This is a genomic window from Shewanella algicola, assembly GCF_014648035.1.
GTDB classification, from domain to species: domain Bacteria; phylum Pseudomonadota; class Gammaproteobacteria; order Enterobacterales; family Shewanellaceae; genus Shewanella; species Shewanella algicola.
The window spans coordinates 23,234-44,196 of record NZ_BMQI01000023.1 but is presented as its reverse complement, the minus strand read 5'-3'; the positions used below and the strand labels follow the sequence as shown (position 1 = coordinate 44,196).

At 39.2% G+C, this 20,963-nt stretch carries 17 protein-coding genes; 11 read left to right on the top strand and 6 right to left on the bottom strand.

The window, feature by feature from the left end; genetic code table 11:
* Nucleotides 1–16: 16 nt before the first annotated feature.
* From IEY42_RS11435 to IEY42_RS11400, 8 genes are read left to right on the top strand one after another with little or no spacing between them, the layout of a single operon-like run.
* Nucleotides 17–709, top strand: coding sequence for a hypothetical protein (locus IEY42_RS11435; protein ID WP_188925353.1), 693 nt, complete (start codon nt 17–19; stop codon nt 707–709).
* Entirely contained in the window at nt 706–1,527 is an 822-nt protein-coding gene (locus tag IEY42_RS11430) for a hypothetical protein (protein WP_188925352.1), read from the top strand. Before IEY42_RS11435 ends, IEY42_RS11430 begins: the two co-directional genes overlap by 4 nt.
* Nucleotides 1,524–2,327, top strand: coding sequence for a DUF3450 family protein (locus IEY42_RS11425; RefSeq protein ID WP_229780034.1), 804 nt, complete (start codon nt 1,524–1,526; stop codon nt 2,325–2,327). Before IEY42_RS11430 ends, IEY42_RS11425 begins: the two co-directional genes overlap by 4 nt.
* Nucleotides 2,327–3,778 (top strand): MotA/TolQ/ExbB proton channel family protein, encoded by a 1,452-nt coding sequence (locus IEY42_RS11420; RefSeq protein WP_188925351.1) that lies wholly within the window; start codon nt 2,327–2,329, stop codon nt 3,776–3,778. Before IEY42_RS11425 ends, IEY42_RS11420 begins: the two co-directional genes overlap by 1 nt.
* A complete protein-coding gene (locus IEY42_RS11415) occupies nt 3,765–4,286 on the top strand; it encodes a MotA/TolQ/ExbB proton channel family protein (protein WP_188925350.1) in 522 nt (173 codons plus the stop codon). Before IEY42_RS11420 ends, IEY42_RS11415 begins: the two co-directional genes overlap by 14 nt.
* Nucleotides 4,276–4,677 carry an ExbD/TolR family protein gene (locus IEY42_RS11410; RefSeq protein ID WP_188925349.1) on the top strand — a complete coding sequence of 134 codons (402 nt, stop codon included), beginning with the start codon at nt 4,276–4,278 and terminating at the stop codon, nt 4,675–4,677. Before IEY42_RS11415 ends, IEY42_RS11410 begins: the two co-directional genes overlap by 11 nt.
* The gene (locus IEY42_RS11405) at nt 4,677–5,318 is read left to right on the top strand and encodes an energy transducer TonB (RefSeq protein ID WP_188925348.1); all 642 of its coding nucleotides are present in this window, start codon (nt 4,677–4,679) and stop codon (nt 5,316–5,318) included. Before IEY42_RS11410 ends, IEY42_RS11405 begins: the two co-directional genes overlap by 1 nt.
* 6 nt (nt 5,319–5,324) lie before the next feature.
* Entirely contained in the window at nt 5,325–6,524 is a 1,200-nt protein-coding gene (locus tag IEY42_RS11400) for a tetratricopeptide repeat protein (protein WP_188925347.1), read from the top strand.
* Nucleotides 6,525–6,607: 83 nt separating this feature from the next.
* On the opposite strand, the gene IEY42_RS11395 is transcribed toward IEY42_RS11400, so the two are convergent.
* From IEY42_RS11395 to IEY42_RS11370, 6 genes are all read right to left on the bottom strand, one after another.
* A complete protein-coding gene (locus IEY42_RS11395; protein ID WP_188925346.1) occupies nt 6,608–8,707 on the bottom strand; it encodes an EAL domain-containing protein in 2,100 nt (699 codons plus the stop codon).
* Nucleotides 8,707–11,043: an ATP-binding protein gene (locus IEY42_RS11390; protein ID WP_188925345.1), complete on the bottom strand. Its 2,337-nt coding sequence runs from the start codon at nt 11,041–11,043 to the stop codon at nt 8,707–8,709. The genes IEY42_RS11395 and IEY42_RS11390 overlap by 1 nt, the downstream gene beginning before the upstream one ends.
* Before the next feature lie 2 nt (nt 11,044–11,045).
* On the bottom strand, nt 11,046–11,504 hold the full coding sequence (locus IEY42_RS11385) for a YfiR family protein (protein WP_229780033.1): 459 nt from the start codon (nt 11,502–11,504) through the stop codon (nt 11,046–11,048).
* An 83-nt stretch (nt 11,505–11,587) separates the two neighbouring features.
* Nucleotides 11,588–13,624 carry a TonB-dependent receptor plug domain-containing protein gene (locus IEY42_RS11380; RefSeq protein ID WP_188925343.1) on the bottom strand — a complete coding sequence of 679 codons (2,037 nt, stop codon included), beginning with the start codon at nt 13,622–13,624 and terminating at the stop codon, nt 11,588–11,590.
* A 204-nt stretch (nt 13,625–13,828) separates the two neighbouring features.
* Nucleotides 13,829–15,253 carry a LysM peptidoglycan-binding domain-containing protein gene (locus tag IEY42_RS11375; protein ID WP_188925342.1) on the bottom strand — a complete coding sequence of 475 codons (1,425 nt, stop codon included), beginning with the start codon at nt 15,251–15,253 and terminating at the stop codon, nt 13,829–13,831.
* A 140-nt stretch (nt 15,254–15,393) separates the two neighbouring features.
* Nucleotides 15,394–16,758, bottom strand: coding sequence for an MATE family efflux transporter (locus IEY42_RS11370; RefSeq protein WP_229780032.1), 1,365 nt, complete (start codon nt 16,756–16,758; stop codon nt 15,394–15,396).
* Nucleotides 16,759–17,343: 585 nt separating this feature from the next.
* Between IEY42_RS11370 and IEY42_RS11365 the strand changes: the two genes are divergently transcribed.
* The 3 genes from IEY42_RS11365 (at nt 17,344) to IEY42_RS11355 (ending at nt 20,821) form a co-directional block, all read left to right on the top strand.
* Nucleotides 17,344–18,057: a FadR/GntR family transcriptional regulator gene (locus IEY42_RS11365; RefSeq protein ID WP_188925341.1), complete on the top strand. Its 714-nt coding sequence runs from the start codon at nt 17,344–17,346 to the stop codon at nt 18,055–18,057.
* Between the two features lie 185 nt (nt 18,058–18,242).
* Nucleotides 18,243–20,108, top strand: a complete 1,866-nt coding sequence (locus IEY42_RS11360; protein ID WP_188925340.1) for a putative nucleotidyltransferase substrate binding domain-containing protein — start codon at nt 18,243–18,245, stop codon at nt 20,106–20,108.
* Nucleotides 20,108–20,821: a 3'-5' exonuclease gene (locus IEY42_RS11355; RefSeq protein WP_188925339.1), complete on the top strand. Its 714-nt coding sequence runs from the start codon at nt 20,108–20,110 to the stop codon at nt 20,819–20,821. Before IEY42_RS11360 ends, IEY42_RS11355 begins: the two co-directional genes overlap by 1 nt.
* The last annotated feature ends 142 nt before the right edge of the window (nt 20,822–20,963 follow it).

Sequence of the window (20,963 nt, the reverse complement as noted above, 5' to 3'; positions counted from 1 at the left end):
TAAGAGAATAAATAACATGAGTGAAACAAGTTTAAGGTCTATTGCAACCACGAGCAAAACAAGATTATCGGTGCGATTAGCTAATGTTGCTTTGCTTGGTTTAGCAATATTTATATTAACCCTCATTAATGCCAATAGTCTGCTATTTCCTGCTAGCAGTGAAATAGTTTATTTAGTCGCCACAGCCTTGATATGTATGCTGTCGGTGATTTTCTTAAGTTTACAAAACCGTGCGCAAATAAATTATGTGTTTATCTTATGTGCGCTGGCAATTGCAATGTTGATGTACAGTCAAATGCTTACTCAGCCTAAAGATAGTGGCGCCATGCTAACCTCCATTTGGGCACAATTATTTTTCTTATCACGGCCATTAGCCTTGGGTTTAGCCATTGCGGCATGTTTAGGTTATTTAATACAAGCTTTACGCAGTGAGGCCAATTTAGAAAGCCATAGCCACCTATTAAGTTTATTTGCAGGAACTGCTTATTTAGGCGGTGAGATTGCGGGAAGTTATTGGGCATTTATCGGCTGGGGGCGCAGTTGGAGCTGGAGCGGCCACTTTTTCTTATCGGCATTAACTTACCTGTTGTTTATTTTGGTATTTCACATCCCTAAAGCGTGGTTTTCCAATGTCAGCGCACTGTGTATGGGAAAGGCGGTTGTATTAGGTTTTATTAGCTTACTGATGTTGGGATATCGATTAATATGAAGATGAACTGGTTATTTTCAATGCGCTTAGCATTTGTCTTATTAGTCCTTGTTTCTCTATGGTTTGCTGCAGGTATGGCCGTTAGTGAGCATGAAGCATCAAGACAAGTATTTAAACTTTTAAATGATTTCCCCATGTCTCAGTGGTTACAACCTTTAGCAACGGCCCCAGTGGTTGCGGTGTGGCTCATTGGGTTAGTCGGATTAATGGTGTTATTAGGTATGAATACGGCTTTGTGTTCTTGGCGCGATTTATGGCCAACTTGGCGTCGAAAGCGTTGGCATAGCCCACGGATAATGATGCTACCCATACATGTTCTCACCCTACTGGTTTTTTTATTTCATGGCATCGATTTGGTGTTTATTCATGGACACGATAGCGCGGTGTTGCATCAAGGCCAACATTTCTCCAGTGGCCATTATCAAATACAACTGACCAATGTGGATTATCAAGATGATATTTCACTTATTAAAGAAGATGAAACAGGCAAAAGTCCTGCTGGCAGAATTACTCGTCGCAGCGTAGCAGAATTTGATCCACGTAAAAATAAGGCTCATTTTATTGTTGATGATGGCCATAAAAAAGTCAGTGGTGACGCTGAATTTATGCGCCAGTTTAGAGTAGATGATTTATACCTCACTGTGACCGATTTTAGTATCCCTTATCAAAAGGATAATCTTGGGGTGCATGTCAAAGTGGTTGCCGTTCATAACCCGTTAGTAAACTACTTTTTTGCTTGTTATGGATTATTACTATTAAGCCTATTCATTCAAGGATTTGTGTTTTGGCGCCGTTCATATAAAAAAGGAACTCGATGATGACAAGTCGAATGACACTAAATGCTGTATTACCCTGCTGCTTATTATTACTTAGCAATTTAACAATGGAGAGTGACACTAAACAGGTAAACGAACAATTTTCCGTTGATGCTTTAGCCGAACAATGGGCAGAAAAAATACAACAGCCGATACAACAATCGGTTCAATTAGGGCAAGAAGCTGCTGATTGGCAGCAACAAAAAATGCATGCTTTATCTGAGCAACAGCAAAGCTTAGGCGAACTCTATTGGACTGAATACCAACTGCAAAAAAAACAAAAAAACTTACAGTCTCTACAAGCAGAAGTCGTTCAGTTACAACAAGATATTGATACAATTAATGTGCTAAAGCAGCAACTTGAGCCTCAATTAGAGGTTTGGTATGCCATGTTAGAGCAACAAGTATTTTCTGATTTACCGTTTGATTTTGATGAACGTAAACGACGTTTAGCGTTTTTACGTAGCGCAATGGATAAAAGTGAATTGCCATTAGCAGAACGTTTTAGACGTTTATTGGAAGTTATCAGTATTGAAGTGGCTTATGGATATGGTCAACAAGTAAACCAAGATGTGATCGTAATAGATGAAAAACCGATGCAAGTTAACTTGTTACTTTTAGGTCGCTTAGCTTGGTTTTACATGACCCCAGATGAACAACAATTTGGCTGGTTTGATCGCAAAACTCGCCAATGGAATAGCATACCAATCAACGAACAAGGCGATTTAAGATTGGCAATGGCCATTACCATGAACAAGCAAATTGCTGAAATCGTCAATGTTCCATTGGGAGTGCAAAGATAATGAAAGCAATATTAATTATTTTACTCCTGAGCCTCACAATCTTAATCAGTGTGCCAAATGCTGTGGCATTAGAAAAAGAAGAAATCATACCGCAAAGTGATAAATACAGCCAAATTGATCAGGCAGTGGACACTCACGCAAAAGCGCTCAATCAACAAAATCAGCAATGGCGTGGCCGACTTAAACAAGAAATATCTGACGTAAAAAGTAATCAACAAGGTTTAGACCAGCGCTTAAGTGATAAAAAACAAAAGCTCGCGGCTATTAATCAAAAAATAGCCACATTAAGCGCGCAAAAAAATACCTTAACCAACGATTATCAAAGTATTGTTGATGATATGAAGCTAGTCCAAGGAGCATATCAAAAAACGATCCGCAGCCTATCGCAACAATGGCAACAGAGTCCGACTCAGCTAATTGAGCCGCAAAGACGGCAGTCATTGGAAAAAGCCCAATCCCATCTTGGCTTTCCAAACTTAGCCCGCTTAAATGAATTAGTCACTTATGCTGTTGATGATATGAAAATGACCGCTGAAGTCGCAAAAACTAATACGCCTATTAGCTTTGAAGATGGCCACGTAAGTGACGAAAAACTCAGCGTTATTGGTGGGTTAATGGCGGTTACTGCCACAAAAACACCAAAATTCATTATGTTTACCGATAAATTACCCACGGCAATAGCCCCCAATAATTCGACAATAAGTCACAACATCAATCAGTGGTTAAATAATCAATCGCAATTATTGCCGCTCGATTTAAGCCAAGGGCGGATGCTACCAAGTTTGGCTGATAAACAAACCGTTATTGATTGGGTAAAAAAGGGCGGAGAAGTGTTATGGCCTATCCTAATTTTAGCTTTAATTGGTGTCATCATTGCTTTATGGCGAGCCATTGTATTGTTTAGATGGCGACCGTTAACCCATTTAGCCAACGAAGATAACTCAGCCAACGAAGATAATTCAGTCAATGAAGATAACGTAGAAAATACTGATTTAAGCTTGATAAAACAACAATTGTTAGAAGCCTCGCGCACCCCTGCGGCATCGGTACTCGCAAACGCTATGGCCATCGATTCAAGTGTTGAATCGATGGACCTCAGACTGAAGCAACTCATGCTGAAACAGATGTCTAAATTTGAACGAGGGTTAGGCTTTATCGCTTTACTGGCGGCTATGGCGCCTATGTTAGGCTTACTTGGTACGGTATCGGGTATGATTGAAACTTTCCAATCACTGACCGAATTTGGAAATAGCGATCCTAAATTATTATCACAAGGCATTAGTAAAGCATTAATCACAACTCAGGCAGGTTTACTGGTTGCACTACCGTTACTATTACTTCATTACCCATTAAAACGCCGCGCACAAGCCCTTAGCTTGAATATGGAACAACAAGCGGCGCTATTACTAGCATTGTTTATTGAATCTGGTGATAAACATGACAATCGATAATATTATTTATTCTATTAGCCAGTTTGAACATTCACTGCTCGCATTTATTGACGTTGGCGGAATCATCATGTGGCCACTTTTTGGTTGTTGTTTGTGGATGTTATGGCTGGCAAGTCAAATTGTATTCAAGTCATATGATTTATCTTATACCCGCACGACAACGCAAACTTGTCCGGACTGGCTTAATCATCGACTTGATTCGATAGCTTTAAGACAAGCTTATCAACAACAACATTTTGATCTTCAAGGCGTAAAATTGTTATCTATGGTTGCACCGTTATTAGGTTTACTCGGTACCGTTAGTGGTATGATCGCCATGTTTACTGCGGGTGCGAACTACGGTTTTCATGATCCGGCGATCATTTCAGCAGGGATATCCATGGCAATGGTCACGACTCAAACTGGCCTTTTTATTGGGTTAAGCGGGGCATTATTGGCGTTTTTCTGGCAAAGAAAATTGAACAAAATTCAAGATGTCGATCTTGTAAGAAGTTACCATGCTGAGTGATCGCTTTAGACAAGATAAAGATCCTGAGATCAATATGACTCCCATGCTTGATGTGGTATTCATCCTGCTCATTTTCTTTATTGTATCGACCAATTTTGTGCAACAGTCTGCCGTTGAAATACACCGTCCATATGCCAGTACAGCATCCCGAGTTGAGGGTAGCCCCATCATAGTGACATTAGATACCACTGGAAGGGTGTACTTCGAATCTAAAGAAATAGATATCTATTATTTACCCGGTAAATTACAACAAATTGTTACCCAAACACCCAAAATAAAATTATTGATTGTTGCGGATACTAATTGTCCTACAGGGGTGACAATAAAAGTACTCGACATAGCCAAAAAAGCCGGAATAAGCTTTAGTTCTGTTGCGTCCGAGAGTGACTAATGAAACAAAAGCCACATTATAAAATAGCGATGGTGAGTGTCCGATTATTATTATCAATTGGACTCACCATTTTGCTGTGCTTTTATCTGCCCAACGCTTTAAATCACAAACCTTCGCAACGATTAATAGATAATAAACCTGCCACTTTAGAAATGGTGTTACCTGAAATCGAACAGCCCAAATCACCGAAAATAGAAACGGTGGAATTAACCCATACCACGGCAAAAGTCGCTCCGCCACTCACCATGAATTTACCCACTATGGCTAATGTCGCTGACACGCCAATACAGCAACCCGTTTTTACCGCGCCGTCAATGGAGAGTACTCCCCTACCCAGCCTTGGGCCTATGACGATGGGCATAAAAGATGTCGATCAACCGCCTGAATTACTAAAATATATTCAACCACAAATGCCCATTGCAGGACGAAAATACAAAGACGGCGGCAGAGTACTATTACGACTGATAGTTGAAGCGAATGGCTTGGTAAGCCAAGTGAATGTGGTAGAGTCAAATCCTGCAAAAGTATTTGATGATTCTGCCACCCAAGCCGCACGAAAATGGCGCTTTAAACCGGCAATATTATCTGGCGAGGCCGTTAAGGTTTTTGTTGATGTTCCCATTAACTTTAAGGTCAATTAACTTAAAATGAAGCACCTTACCCTTATCGCCTTTATATTGTTGTTACTAGTTGGTGTTAATGCACAATCTCGCGAGCTCAGTCATTTTGAGTCGAACAAACTTTATAAAGTGAATCAATTACTCGAAAAAGAAAATTATGCTGCAGCTTTGCAGTTAATTCAGCCGTTATTTGAACAACAAAAACCCCATCCAACCGTGTTTAAATATGGCTGCAAACTCTTGACTGACACTGAAAAGCAAACAGAAGCTTTAAGTTGTTGGACACGAGGATACAAGCTTTACCCTAATGATATTAATTTAGCCATGAACTTAGCGGATTCATTACTAAAATCTAATCAGTATCAAATGGTTATTGATATATTAACCCCATTACTGGTATCAAATAACGATCAAGTTTTACTCGTGCAAGCTCGTTACATTATCGGTTATGCGCATTATCAGTTAGCACAATACCAAGCAGTTATCGACCAGCTATTAGTTTCGCCAGTAAAGCAGCATTGGTGGCCACTGATTAGCTATAGTCAATTAGCTTTGGAACATTGGCAAGGAGCTAAAAGCAGTGCACAACAGTGGTTAAAAAGTGCACCAGATAATCTAGCCGCTTGGCAAATTTTAGCTCAAAGTGAAATGGGATTAGATAATCCAATGGCAGCAGCTGTCGCGATAGATATCGCACGGCTGGTTAATGATGAAAAAACACCCGTAAATGTTAACTTATTAGGTAATCTGAAAGCCTATAACTTTGCCGCCGAATGCTTATCTCAATCACAACAAAACCGACAAGCCTTTACCACACAAGATTATACTTGTGCCCAGTATGCATGGCTTTCCGGTCAATATCAGCAGGCATTAGACTTTATGCAATCGTTTATTATTGATAGCAAATTGAATTCCATTTTATTTGACGATTTTTATTTACTTCAAGGACAATTATTTGCCGCATTAAAACAAAATAATAAGGCAATAAACGCATGGAAAAAAGTAGGCAAACAAGCACTGAAACTTGGTACGGCTAAAGACATTAAATACGCCCGACAAAAGCGTAATCAACAACAAGGGAAAGCATTATTACTGATGGGGCAAAATTACTGGTTAGCCCAGCAATGGCCAGAAGCAAAAGCCTGTTATCGCAAACTAGCACAAACGCCAGGATTTGAACCTATCGCAAAAGCTTATATTGAAAACTTAATTAGATTTGGTCTATAAGTAAAATAGCTTAATATCTTACTCGAGATAACAGAAAAATTATCATTGGTCATATTCTAATAATGTAACGCTGAAACTAAAACTTACTTTTCCCATAACTTTTTAGCAGGTAATGCTTTGCTGTACAGGTATCCTTGTATGTCATTACAACCAAGGCTTTTGAGAATTTCAAACTGTTCGGTTTGTTCAACCCCTTCCGCAATGGTACTGAGCTCTAGGTTCATTGCTAATTGAATGATAGTTCGTGCTATTGCGGCATCTTTTGGGTTTGTGACTATCTCATCGACAAACGATTTATCTATTTTTAAGGTATCTATTGGGAAGTTTCTTAAATAATTTAATGACGAGTAACCGGTACCGAAATCATCAATGGCAAGTTTAACGCCTAAGTCTTTTAATTTAACTAATAATGCGATCGCGTCATCAACATTTCGGATAATCGCAGATTCGGTAATTTCTAACTCAAGTAAATGTGGTGAAACTTGAGTGTGATCGATAGCAAACTTTACATAATCATAAATATTTTCATCGTTAAATTGTAAAGCAGATAGATTGACAGCCATTCGCTTAAAATCAATGTGTTTATCTTGCAACATTTTGGCTTGTGTACAGGCTTCAACTAACACCCACTTACCTATTTCAATAATTAAACCACTGTTTTCAGCAACGGCCATAAAATCAATTGGAGACAAGATACCTTTAGTTGGATGGTTCCAGCGTAATAGTGCCTCGTAGCCAACAGCTTGTGAGGTAATGACATTATATTGAGGTTGATAATACAACTCTAATTGATCGCCACATTGTATTGCCTCGCGCAGTTCAGCTTCTGTTTTAAGTCGTGCCATGAGTGATTGATGTTTTTCATGTGAAAATAACTGATAACTATTTTTACCGTTGTTTTTAACTTCATACATGGCGGTGTCAGCATGCTGTAGTAATATATCCGCCGTTATACCGTCGTCTGGGTAAAATGAAATACCAATACTGGCGGAAATAAATGATTTAATTCCTTGAATAAAATATGGTTTAGACAGTGAATCAATTATCCGCTGTGCAATGTTCGCAACGCTGTCAAAATCGGTTAGGTCTGACAAAATTAGGGTGAATTCGTCACCACCAAGCCGGCCGATATGCTGTTCATTAAACTTCGTTAGCTCCCCTACAGCTAAGTTGTCTGAGTCCCTGATTGAATCTTTTATCCGCTGAGCCGCTTGGCACAATAACTCGTCGCCTGCTTTATGGCCTAATGTATCATTTATTTTTTTGAAAGAATCTAAGTCGATAAATAATAACGCTAATTTATTGGCATGACGTTGTGCATTTGCAATCGCTGAGTCTAATTGCATTAAAAATTTACGGCGATTTGGCAAGTCAGTTAATGTGTCATAAAACGCGTAATAGCTTATTTCTTGTTCTGTTTTTTTTCGAGTGGTGATGTCGTGTAAGGTACCGTTAAGCTTAGGCTCACCGAAATCAAATGTGATATCGGTGACGTCATGAACGGTTATCACCTCTCCAGATGTGTTTAACACTCGGTATTCAATATCGTATGGTTGTTTGGTTTGTAGGGCATTTAGTACAGTTGATCTTACAAAGTCTCTGTCGTCAGGGTGAACAACCTCTATGAGGTAACTCAGTGTCATTTGAGCTTGGTGTGGAGCAATGCCTACTATGCGATAAACTTCATCCGAACAATCTAACGACTCGGTTTTAAAGTCCCATTCCCATGAGCCTAGGTGAGCAATACTTTGTGCCTTGGCCAGTTTGTTTTTACTTTTGGTGAGTTCTTTAATGGTTTTATTGGCTTTGAGAACATACTGTATACGATGACTGAGTAATGGCCACTTTACCGGTTTTGTCATAAAGTCTGTGGCACCTACATTAAACGCTTTTTGTATATCTTGCGGTTGATCTAATGCTGTGACCATAATAATGGCCACGTTGTCACCTTCTGGTAACGCGCGAATGATTGAACAACACTCAAAACCATCCATATTGTCCATTGATACATCAAGCAATATAAGGTCCGGAGAATAGCGTTTAAACAGTTCAATGGCCTCTTCGCCATTGCTCGCTTCGATAATCAATTCAACGGACGATGTTAATGCTTTACGCATTAGAATACGGATAACGGGATCATCATCCACTAACAAAATAACATCATGTGCTTTAGATAATGTCATTAAGAGAGTTCCTTTAGCTTAAGCAATAAGGCTTGCTTACTTTGTTCAAATACACTCATTAATGTGTCAACTATATCGTCAACATCATCTAATTGCTCATTTCGAACACAACGTTCAATTTTACTGGCCAGGCTTTGCATTTTCATAGTGCCTAAATTTGCTGAGCTAGATTTAAGTGAATGGGCCGCTTTAAATACTCTGTCAGTGTCCTTATGAGTGACGCCTGTCAAGATTTGATTTATTAGATTGGGCGTCGTTTGCAAATAAATATCGACAATATTTTGTACAAGCTCCTTTGAGTCATCAGGTGATATCTCAATAATGTCATTTAAGGGACCATCGGAGAATATTGGTGGCTCATCAGTATCGTCTTTGAGGCTGTTTGGTGATTGTTTTTCATCAAATACCCATTTATTAAAGCATTCAGTGAGGTTTTGACGAGTAAAGGGTTTTAGTAAGGTATCTTTAGCGCCTGCCTCTCTAAAACGACGCTTAACATTGGGTTGAATATCTGCGGTTAGCGCGATGATTGGGGTGGTATGATTAATGTTAGTTGGCCCCAAATTACTGATGGTTTCGGTGGCATCAATACCGTCCACTATTGGCATATGATAATCCATAAATATCACATCAAATTTTTGCTCACTCGCTGCAGCAATGGCTTCCATTCCATTTGACACTATAACGCAGGAGTGTCCTAATGATTCTAATAAACGTTTAACCACCAATTGGTTAACAACATTATCCTCTGCAACTAACGCTGACGCTTTACGGTACTCTGCATCATGATGTTCAAGCGAGACAACTTCTTCATGTTTATTTTGAACAGTACAATGGCCTGGCACTAACGGTATGCTAAACCAAAAAGTACTGCCAATGTTGGGAGTACTATCGACCCCATAGCGACCGTTCATTAATTCTATCAGTTGTTGGCAAATAGCTAAGCCCAATCCGGTGCCACCGTACTCTCTGGTAATAGAGTTATCGGCTTGTGTAAAAGGGGTGAAAATGGACTCTAACTTGTTGGAGGCGATTCCCATTCCGGTATCTTTAACCGTAAACGTAATAAAAGTGTCCGAGCTTTCAATATGTTGGCGCACTTTTATCATAACCCCACCCTGGCGAGTAAATTTAAGTGCATTTGATAGAAAGTTATTAAGAATTTGCCTTATTCTAACGGAGTCACCTAAAAAAACATCTTGAGATAATGGCGGAATATCGACATCAAATATCAAGTGTTTCCTTTCTGCAACCGCCTGATGAGATTTACATGTTGAATTCACTAGTTCGTATAAATTGAACTCATGTATGTCTAAATCTACCTTATTAGCATCAATTTTAGAAAAATCTAACACTTCGTTTAACAGCAATAATAAAGTATGTGCAGACTCATTAATTAATTGCACGGTATTGGATACATCTTGATCAAGCTCAAACGAGTTCAATAAATCAGAAAAACCAATAATGCCATTTAGTGGGGTTCTGATTTCATGGCTCATTACCGCTAGAAACTCTGACTTAGCTAGGTTGGCATTTTTTGCAATTTCAAGTGTTTGCTGTAATTCAAATGTACGGTCTATCACCCTATTTTCTAATTCGTGATTAATCGTTTCAAGCTGCTGCCCTCGGGCATCAACTTCGGCGATCATCACATTAAAACTGTCGGCTATTTTTGAAAACTCATCATTTGAGTCAATATGAACACGTTGCGAGTAATCTTTTTTATTGGATATTTGTTCAATTACCGACAATAAGGTATTGAGTGGTTTGGTGAACAAGGATTGTAACCATAACATCACCAATATACTTGCAAAAAAAGCAGATACGCCAGTTGTAAATACCAATAGTAAGTATTCGTCCAGTTGTTTTGACAAGGTATTCATGTTGTCGGTGATATATAACACACCTAAATACTCCTCTTCAGAAAACAACGGGGTATATGAATGTACGCCAACAGAATCGAGACGGATTTGTTTTTGTTTAATTTCCGTGACGCTATTCATCGCCTGCAATGTTGATTTGTCGGCGGTCTTTTTCCCGTGGTAAGCCGCAAAAACCTCTCCTGTCGCATTGTAAATCATGGCACTAATAATATCTGGCTGAGCTATCAATGCTGACAAGGTTTTTTGTGCCGATATGGGATCATTAAAAATCACTGCGGCAAGGCTATTACTGGCGACAATGTCACTTAATACCGTGAGATTTTGTTGGGCTTTTTGCTGGGTATTTTCATACTGTTGATTAATTAACGATGTGGAGATAATGGTAATGACAATGAGTGCGATAGCCAACATTGAAAATATCAGCTTTGTCCTAATCGAAAAAAAGTTATTCATTTTCATCGTTTAACCTCAACAGCTAATTTCAACACTTGCGAGCTTATGGTTAAGCCCGCCTTTTCTAATGCCTGCTGATTTACTTTGAAATATAAACGCTGGTCTTGTTCAATAATTTCAATCATGCCGCCTTGTGCACTAAAGCCTGATATATCAGACACCGTTAAGATGGCCTTATCGTTAACGGCTAAAAATAAACGGCGGGTTAATTCACGGTAATTGCTATCAATGAATATGGCATCACAATGATCGACTTGATTAGTTTCTGTTAACTCTATAGGTGAGATAGATTGATTGTCTATTTTCTTTGTTGAAAGTGCCATAAAGCTGTCGCGATATTGCTTACCAATAAAGCATATTTTCCAAGTTGACTGCTGTTCAATCCGTGCTTGTGGCCATTGTGTAAATTTAGCGAAGTTATAGGTAAAAGCCGCCTTTAACTCAAAAGCGTCTTCTGCCATAGATGAGCCTGAAAACAGGCCAAATATAACCATTAATCCATAAATTAATTGCCTATAAATCGTTACTTTTTTCATCAATTAGCTTAAAAGTTAACGCTAGCTTTAACAAAATAGCTTGGGCCGACTTGGTATGGCAGCAAAATGCTTTCGGCTTCATATTCAAGGTGTGAAGAATAAAATAGATTTTTACCGAAAGCAGATAACATCAAATCAGGAGTTGCCGCCCAGTGAATACCAATATCAACGCCTTTATAGCCATCAATAGTTTTAAAGCTAGAACCATTACCGGTGAGTAACTCTGTATTATCAATGAAACGCCATACAATATTCACGTCAATGTTTTCGGTCATGTTCCAATCAACCATCGTTGACACCATATTTTGGGGTGCTTGAGTGTTCTGGCCTAAAATATCACCAAATTCGTTTTGAATATAACTGTAGTTAATGCGTAATTGCAGTAAATCAGTTACAGCCCACATTGACGATAATTCGGCGCCATAGTTGTAACCATCATATTGATTTTCAAAAGCAGTGTATTGTGAAAGGTAATTCGGAAAAGCACTAAAATCAGTTGTGCCATCAGAGGTACTGCGTAATTTATCGTAAGCATTAAAGAAAAATGTCGTGTCAAAAGACCATTTTTTAGCGGGTACAAAGCGGTAACCTACTTCATAAGAGACAATCTCTTCCGATTGATAATCATCATTGCCAGCAACAAATACTTTAACCAGTGGCGATACTTCCGAAGGGGCAATATTAAGTGCATTTACGATTAAATTATTTTCTACACGAGACGGCGTTCTTACTGCTCGGGCAATTGAAGTCCATACACTGTTTTTGCTATCAACTTGCCACATTAACCTGATATTGGGCTGAACTTCAAACCCGGTATAATCATTGTGCTCAAACCGTGAGGCTAACGTTAACCAAAGTGCATCGTCTAAAATGGTAATTTCGTCGCTTACAAATGCACTCCATAAATGCGTTTGTGTTGAATCGGGTTCTGAACTGGTCAAAATTGAACTTGCACTTATGTCATCGTTTATATATCGATAACCTAAGCCCCAAACGATATTATGATCTTGACCAACGATGAGCTGATGCTGAAAATCAATATCAACAGTATTGGTGCGTAAACGATAAATTTCTTCGTCTCTGTCAGCAAAGTCATAATAGGTTTGCAGCGTGTATTCTGAGGTTGCCGATAACGCTTTAGTGTAACGAGATAATAAATTAAAACCTTCGCTCTCAACCTCTTCTGAATAAAACTCACGGTATACTGGTGAATCCATCGTGGCGACATTAGATGCTTGGTTCATTTTGGTTGTATAAAAGTCACTGCTTAAGGTCAGGCTCGTGTCGTTTTCAAGTTGAATATCAACTCGGCCACCTAATTGTAAATGGCGCCAATCATTATTTTTATCGACGGTCGCAGCAGCATCAATCAGTGAACTGTCGAGATCGTCTGGGTTATGGTCTAAAGAGTCACGAGTATTGCCTTTTATATACATTCTCGAGGTCGTATTGTCTGACAGCTTAGTGCCGTATCGTGCACCGATAAAACCTTGTTCATAATCCCCCGCACCAAGCTCAGCATAGCCTCCTAACGTATCTGCACTGTGTTTAGTGATAATGTTAATAACACCATTAACCGCATTAGCTCCCCATAAGGCAGCGCTTGGACCGCGGATCACTTCAATGCGCTCAACATCAGCCATCAATACATCTTGTACTTCCCAATACACGCCTGAAAAGGCTGGCGAATAAAGGGTTCTTCCGTCTATCATCACTAGGAGTTTGTTATTGTAACGACCATTAAAGCCGCGGCTACTCACAGCCCACTTTTGTGAGTCCAATTGTGCAACATGTAAGCCGGGTACATCACGCAGAGCTTGAGGGATGGATGTCGCGCCAGACTGACGGATGGCTTCGTTGGTAAGAACATAAATAGCGGCGGGAGAATTGGATAAAGGCTGTTTTTGCTTTGAAACCGATGTGACTTCTACGTTCATCAATTCTTGTAAACTGAGATCTAATGAATTGGCTTCTTCTGCATGAGTCGAAGCGCTGACGAGCAATCCAGCAAGTACAGAAAAAGGTATAACATGCAATTTCAACATCTCTATAATGCCTCACTATTTTAACGTTAGATGTATCCATTTATACACAAATACATTCATCTATTTAACTTACATCAACATATTAGAAAAGTATGCTGTAGGGTATGTTTTTTTTACATTAATAAGCCTAGGTGAGATCAAGCGCGCAGTTTATGGCTCAACGAATAACATAGATGTATTCATAACGCGTGTAAGTGACAAACTTTACGACTGCTTATGGCTGATAACCTGATAAAACTTAAGTTTTTTGCCAACGCTCAGTTTGTCTTTGTGAGCCATATTATTCCAGTAAATAATTTGCTCAACACTGACGTTATACACTTTAGCGATACTCCACAGTGTGTCACCGTATTTTACTCTGTGATCTGCTGTTGGCGATACAATAGCTAGAGACATTGGTTTAGCCGTTGATTTAGTTGTGGCTTTAGCCGGACTAGGTTGGCTGATTATAGGGCGCGCGGATTGTGTGGCCGCAAGCTCAACATCTAAAATGACTTGTGAAGATGTATGTGGCATATATAAAAAATCACCCGCAATTATTTTATCGCCGTTCATGTCATTCATTTGTTTTATCTTGGCCACGGTAGTCTGGTGACGCTTTGCAATAATGCCAATATTGTCACCCGGCTGAATAATGTATTTATACCACTGCATTCGCTCCGCAACGTCGGTATTGGCTAGGGCCTGTTTAAATTTATGCGCTTTACTTACCGGTACAACAAGTTGATGCGGTCCATGTGGAGAAGTTGCCCAGCGATTAAAACCCGGATTAAGCTTTTGCAGGCGTGAAACGTGCATCTTAGCCAGTTTTGCCGCGACGGCTAAATCGATTTGACTTCCTACATCAATCACCTCAACAAAAGGTTTATTGGGAATAGGTTTTAGGTTAATACCGTATACTTCAGCATTTTTTATGACATCAGCAATCGCCAGTAATTGCGGTACATATTGTTTAGTTTCTGTTGGTAAATTTAATGCCCAAAAGTCTGTGCTTAAACCGCGCTCTTGATTGTATTTAATTGCTTGGTTTAACCGCCCTTCTCCCGCATTGTAAGCCGCTAAAGCGTAATGCCAGTTGTCGGTTTTTTGATATAAATACTCAAGCATGTCTAATGCTGCAGATGTTGCTGCGGGCACATCTTTACGGCCGTCGTACCACCAATTCATATTTAAGCCAAAATGGCTGGCCATAGGTAAAGTAAATTGCCACAAACCTGAAGCGTCAGCTTTTGAATATGCTAATGGATTAAATGAACTTTCAACAATGGGTAACAAGGCGATTTCTATCGGTAAATCTCGATGATCAAACTCTTCAACAATTAAGTATAAAAACGGTCTAGCACGCTGTGATATTTGCTCCAGGTGCTGAGGGTGATTAATATACCAGTCGCGGTATTTATTGACTAAAAACTCATCTGGTATGGGCATATCCATTTGCATACGGATCCGCTGCCATACATCATCAGCTTGTTTACTTTGTAGCCTGGCCAATGCTCTCGGGACTTTAATCGGTTTTGAGTGGGCCTTATTATTGACTAACGTTGTTGGTTGGATATCACTTAAGGTTGCAGTTTGGCAACCCGCTAACAACATAGCACTGACAACAATGAAAATGATGGTTGATTTCAATTCAAGTTAACCTTTAAATATCGCACAGGCAAAGAGTTTATATACCAAGATTTCGCATTGTAATTGAGTTGTAAAAAGCTTTCCATTGCTTTGTTTTACCCTGAAATAAAGTCTATTAATTAGCTGTGATTAAACCTTTATCAAATCAATTTATCAGCTTGTGTATGGTCAAACTCTTTTAAGGTTTTTCTTGCCAAATGTCTAAACGGTAATGCTTTAACCGCTTCTTCAAATGGCATCACGGCAAAAGCCCAAAAAATAGATGCGTCAAAATAAAAAATAAGCCCCCCACAAAGCGGAATAGAGATTAGCCATTGACCAGTAAAGTTAATTTTGAATACCGCTGTCGTTTTACCTAATGCACGTAATATATGACCATGCACTGTGTTATAGCCTCGAATAAACGGCAACAATATATAAAGCGGTGCAATGGTGGTGAGGGCTAAATAGGTTTCAGGATCCAACCCTGGATAAATATCTGCAATAACAAAACTCAAGCCCCAGAATAATGCACATGAGATTACCGATAAAGCCACCGCCATAATAATACTGATATCAACATCGGCAGTTAAATTGTCGAGTTTTTTAGACCCAATAGCCTGACTGATAGTAATGGCTGAGGCGTGGGCCCATGACGTAATAAACTGTGTACCGCCCCTTATCCAGGGCATTAAAACAGTGATCGCTGCATAAGCATTAATTGAAAGCTGTGAATACAATAATTGATAAATTGTCGCCCCAATCGATAACATCGTCACGTTTGCCGCCACAGGGAAAATCTCAATAAAATGCAATCTCATGTTGTTTACAAACACACTAAATTGACTGGTAAAACTCAGGGTTAATTCAGGTTTATATTTTAAACAGGCTGTAAGAAACACCATTCGTAAACTAATGGCAATAACACTGCCAATCGCAGCGCCAATAACCCCGAGGCCTTGCCACTCGTTAAATCCATGAATTAATAAATATGACGCAATGGCATTGATGGGCAGCTCAATCAAATAGCTTTTAAATGGTGTTTTACTGCTGCCTATCGCGTTAAACATGGCGGTGATCACTTGAGTAATTGCGGTGAATAACACAAGGTATTTGGCAATATCTAGGTAGGCGCCAATTTCAATATATAAGGTTTTATTGTCGGTTAGCCAACGTATTAAGTCTTGATCGAGCCAGGACAGTAGCAACCAAAAGCCCATGGCGACACTGAGATTAATTAACATCCCAGACCAATAAGCATTAGACAATTTAGATGGGCTACCAGATCCCACCGCACGGCTCATGACCAATTGGGTACCATTAGCCAGCGCCATTTGAATGCCAAGAATAAACGACACTATGGTTGTCGCAATCCCCATTGCGGCTAATGACACTTCACCTAGTGGGCTTACCAGCAAAGTATCAATCATTAACATCGACTGCATTAATAACGCATTAAGGGCTAATGGCCAACCTAAGGCGATGTTTTTTCTTATATAATTATTTGATATGAATGAAGATAACACTGTGCATCCTGGATAACATCATATAAAAACCCAAATGGCTTTTACTCAGTACAAGAGTAACGGCAATCGGAGAGCAATAAATAACAGACCTAACGTGAATGACCAAACCTCAACAACCTGATTGATTTATTTTATACATCAATCAATTAAACCGCACTTGAGTTTGTATCTCATGTTTATGGTTCAATAACGTTATGTCCGCAACATCAATCGCAATAGCCTTTGTATCGAACAATACAAACCACAATACATTAAATCATACAATAACACGTAATAATCGTATCAAATGACGGTTAACCTGTCGATAAAACAGTCTACTATTTGGCAGCAAAAAGCCCCATCAACGTTAAGATATTCAACACATGAATAATTGCATAAGCAGGGTCATTATCCATTATTGAAATGTCGATTATTCGTCTGGTTCAAGATGGTAATTAATCTCATGCCAATACAGATCCCAACCGCAAATACTCTTTAGATAAACAGTACAATCAATATCACATTTCAATGTTCACCTTGTTTGGTGATGCCATTGTTTAAGCGTATACTTGTATTTAAATAGTATTTATAAAATTTGAGATAGATATGAATAGTGGTTTCGAGTCTATTGCCGGTTCAAAACGTAGCTTACATGTCCAAGTTGCTCGTGAAATTGCAAGAAAGATCTTGTCTGGTCAATTACCGCAAAATTCAATTATTCCGAGTGAACTTGAATTGTGTGAACAATTTGGCGTAAGCCGTACGGCGTTGCGTGAAGCCGTTAAACTATTAACGTCTAAAGGTTTATTAAAATCTCGACCAAAAGTGGGCACTAAAGTTGTTGAGCGTGCTTACTGGAACTTCTTAGATTCACAATTGATTGAGTGGATGGATGGCATTTCGGACAATGACGAGTTTTGTTCTCAGTTTTTGGGTTTACGTAATGCTATTGAACCTGAAGCCTGTGCCCTCGCCGCGCGTAATGCTACCGTAGAACAACGAATGAAACTGTCTGAAATATTTGAACAAATGTGCGATATCGCAAACGCAGATGTATTTGATCAAGTAAAGTGGACCTCGGTTGATACTCAATTTCATAGTTTGATTTTTAACTCAACAGGCAATGTGTTTTATCTGCCGTTTGGTAATATTTTAACGACCATGTTTGCTAATTTTATACATCACTCATCAACAGATGGTAGCACCTGTATTGAAGAGCACCGTCAAATTTACAGTGCCATTATGGCTGGTAATAGTGACAAAGCACGTTTAGCTTCATCGACTCATTTGCAAGCCGTTAAAAGTAAATTACCAATATAATTAATCTTAAAACAACATATCGACATAATCTCAATCTGTGTCGATATATTATCCATAATGTATTTAACCTCACGGCGAGCATCTCAGCAGTAAAATCACCCTATTAATAAATCATACAAATTAGCGTGTGATTGCCACTGTTAACCTTATGATGGATAAACAGCTAACCTATTAAGAGACGATTTATGCCACAGTCACTTTTACCTAATATTTCGCTTTTTATTAGCCAAATCGATCCTTTTGATAAAATTGAAACTGAAAAATTGAGAGAGCTCTGTACTCATGTAAAAATTAGCTATCTCGCAAAAGGCGAAACAGTCGATTTAGCTGAAAATGACAAAGAAACCTCGTTATACATTGTTCGCACAGGATCAATGGAGCAACGTAAAACCAACGGTGTATTAAGAGCGCGTTTAGGGCCAGAAGATTTATTTGGGTTTACTTTTCTTAATGCCGCCGTTGATGATGATGATGGTTATTACGCCACTGCAATTGAAAATACCCTACTGTATTTAATTCCGCACTCAGCATTACAAACTTTGTTTAAACAATCGCCACATATTGCTGAACATTTTGCCTCACAGGCACAGGTTCGTTTGAAATCAGCCTTGGATGTTGTTTGGTCCAATAAAGAAAAAGGCCTTTTTTTACGCCGTGTAGGTGATATTGCCACAGGGCGAATCGCGATAGTTACCGCTGATATGAGCATCCAACAAGTCGCCCATCAAATGCGTAATGTACTGCGAACCTCCTGCGCGGTGATTTATAAAGACAACCACATTGTGGGTCTAATAACAGACAGAGACATGACCAAGCGTGTCATTGCCGATGGCGTTGACGTAAACAGCCCCATTGAAGATGTGATGACGTTATCGCCATACATTATCAAACCAGACGATTTAGTGTTACATGCCGCGTCTTTAATGATGCAGCATAATATTCGTAACCTACCCGTTGTAAAAGACAATAAAGTCATTGGGTTACTTACTACAACACACCTGGTTCAAAACCACCGAATGCAGGCCATATTTTTGATTGATAAGATCAAATATGCTGGTAACACGTCGGTTTTAGCCAGTTTTACTCCTGAGAGACAAGCCATTTTTGAAGCCCTGGTTGAAGGAAAAGTTGCTCCTGAAACCATTGGTAAAGTAATGACCATGATTATGGACGCTTATAATCGGCGCTTAATTCAAATTGCTATTGATAAATTAGGTCCGCCACCTTGTGAGTTTTCTTGGATAGTAGCGGGCTCTCATGCACGCAACGAAGTGCATATGTTGTCAGATCAAGATAACGCTATTGTGTTAGCGGACAATGCTACCGACAGCGATAAAATTTATTTTAAACATTTAGCTAATCTGGTCACTCATGGCTTAGCCAGTTGCCATTATTCGCTTTGCTCTGGTAACTACATGGCATCTACATCTAAATGGTGCCAATCTGTATCGATTTGGAAAGCGTATTATAAAAAATGGGTCGCCAACCCAGAGTATGAATGCCTACTTAACATCAGTGTTTTTCTTGAAATTCGCACCATCTATGGCAATGCAGCTTACGAAACAGAGTTGCGTAATGCACTGTACAACAACATTAAAAATAATCGTGAGTTTTTAAGCACACTGGTCAAGGATGCAGTGAATACCAACCCACCATTGGGGATTTTTAATAAACTCGTACTAGAAAAGTCAGGAGAAAACAAGAAAACACTCGATGTGAAAAAATACGCCATTAACTTGATCATCGACCTTGCCCGAATTTACGGGCTAGCAGTTGAATGTGATTTGTCAGCAACCGATGAGCGTTTTAAAGCCGCTAACGAAAAAGGCATACTCAGTGATGACTCATTTAAAAATATCATCGGCGCGTATAAATTCATTTTATCGTTTAGGTTTAACCATCAATTAGTGGCATTAAAACAAGGCGATGAACCCAATAACAACATTAATCCAAATCATTTTGGCAGTTTTGAGCGTAAACATCTAAAAGATGCATTTAGGATTATTGCTGACTTGCAAGAAGCGGCAAAAGTCAGGTTTGGGAGTCGTTAATGAAATCAATTATTCATTACTTTCACCCGTTAATGCGTATCATGCGCGAACGTCAGCAATTTTTGCTCAAACAAAACATTCCCGACTTTATTAATGACAATTTACAGGAAACACTGCCAACCCTAAATGATACAGCAGAATCGTTCGACTACTTGGTGCTTGACTTTGAAACCACAGGCCTAGATGTTAATAATGACTTAATCCTATCGATTGGTTGGGTTGAAATCATTAACTCGCACATTGATTTAGCATCGTGCAAACATCACTACATCAATTCAAAATCACAAATTAAACCCGTTACGGCAGTCATTAATCACATTACCCCACAAATGCTTGATGAAGGCGAGTCTATCCATGAGGCAATCAAAGCATTATTTACCGCCTCTAAAGGAAAAATCCTGGTGGCGCACGGCTGCTTGGTTGAAGCGCATTTTCTACAAAAATACCTTGAGCGAAATTTTAATCTTTTGGCATTACCACTGCTGTGGGTTGACACCTTAAGTATTGAAAAACACATGGCGGTTGCGGTTAATAACCCTGACTTAGACCTGACACTTGCCAGCACTCGTGAGCGCTATAATTTACCAGAGTATAATAGCCACAATGCATTAGCTGACGCGGTATCGACCGCTGAGTTATTGTTAGCCCAACAAAAAAAACTGCAACCTCATCATAAAATTCGTTTTGCTCAATTGTATAAAATGAGTCAGTAACAATACCAGAACGTGGGCTTTCCACAAAAAGCAGGTATTTGGCTAAACATAACAAATGAAAAATTGTGCTCAGCAAGGTGGCAAGAGCGAATTAAATTGTTTATTTTATAGTCAGGTATTGTGATTGATCGGTCTTTGCGGT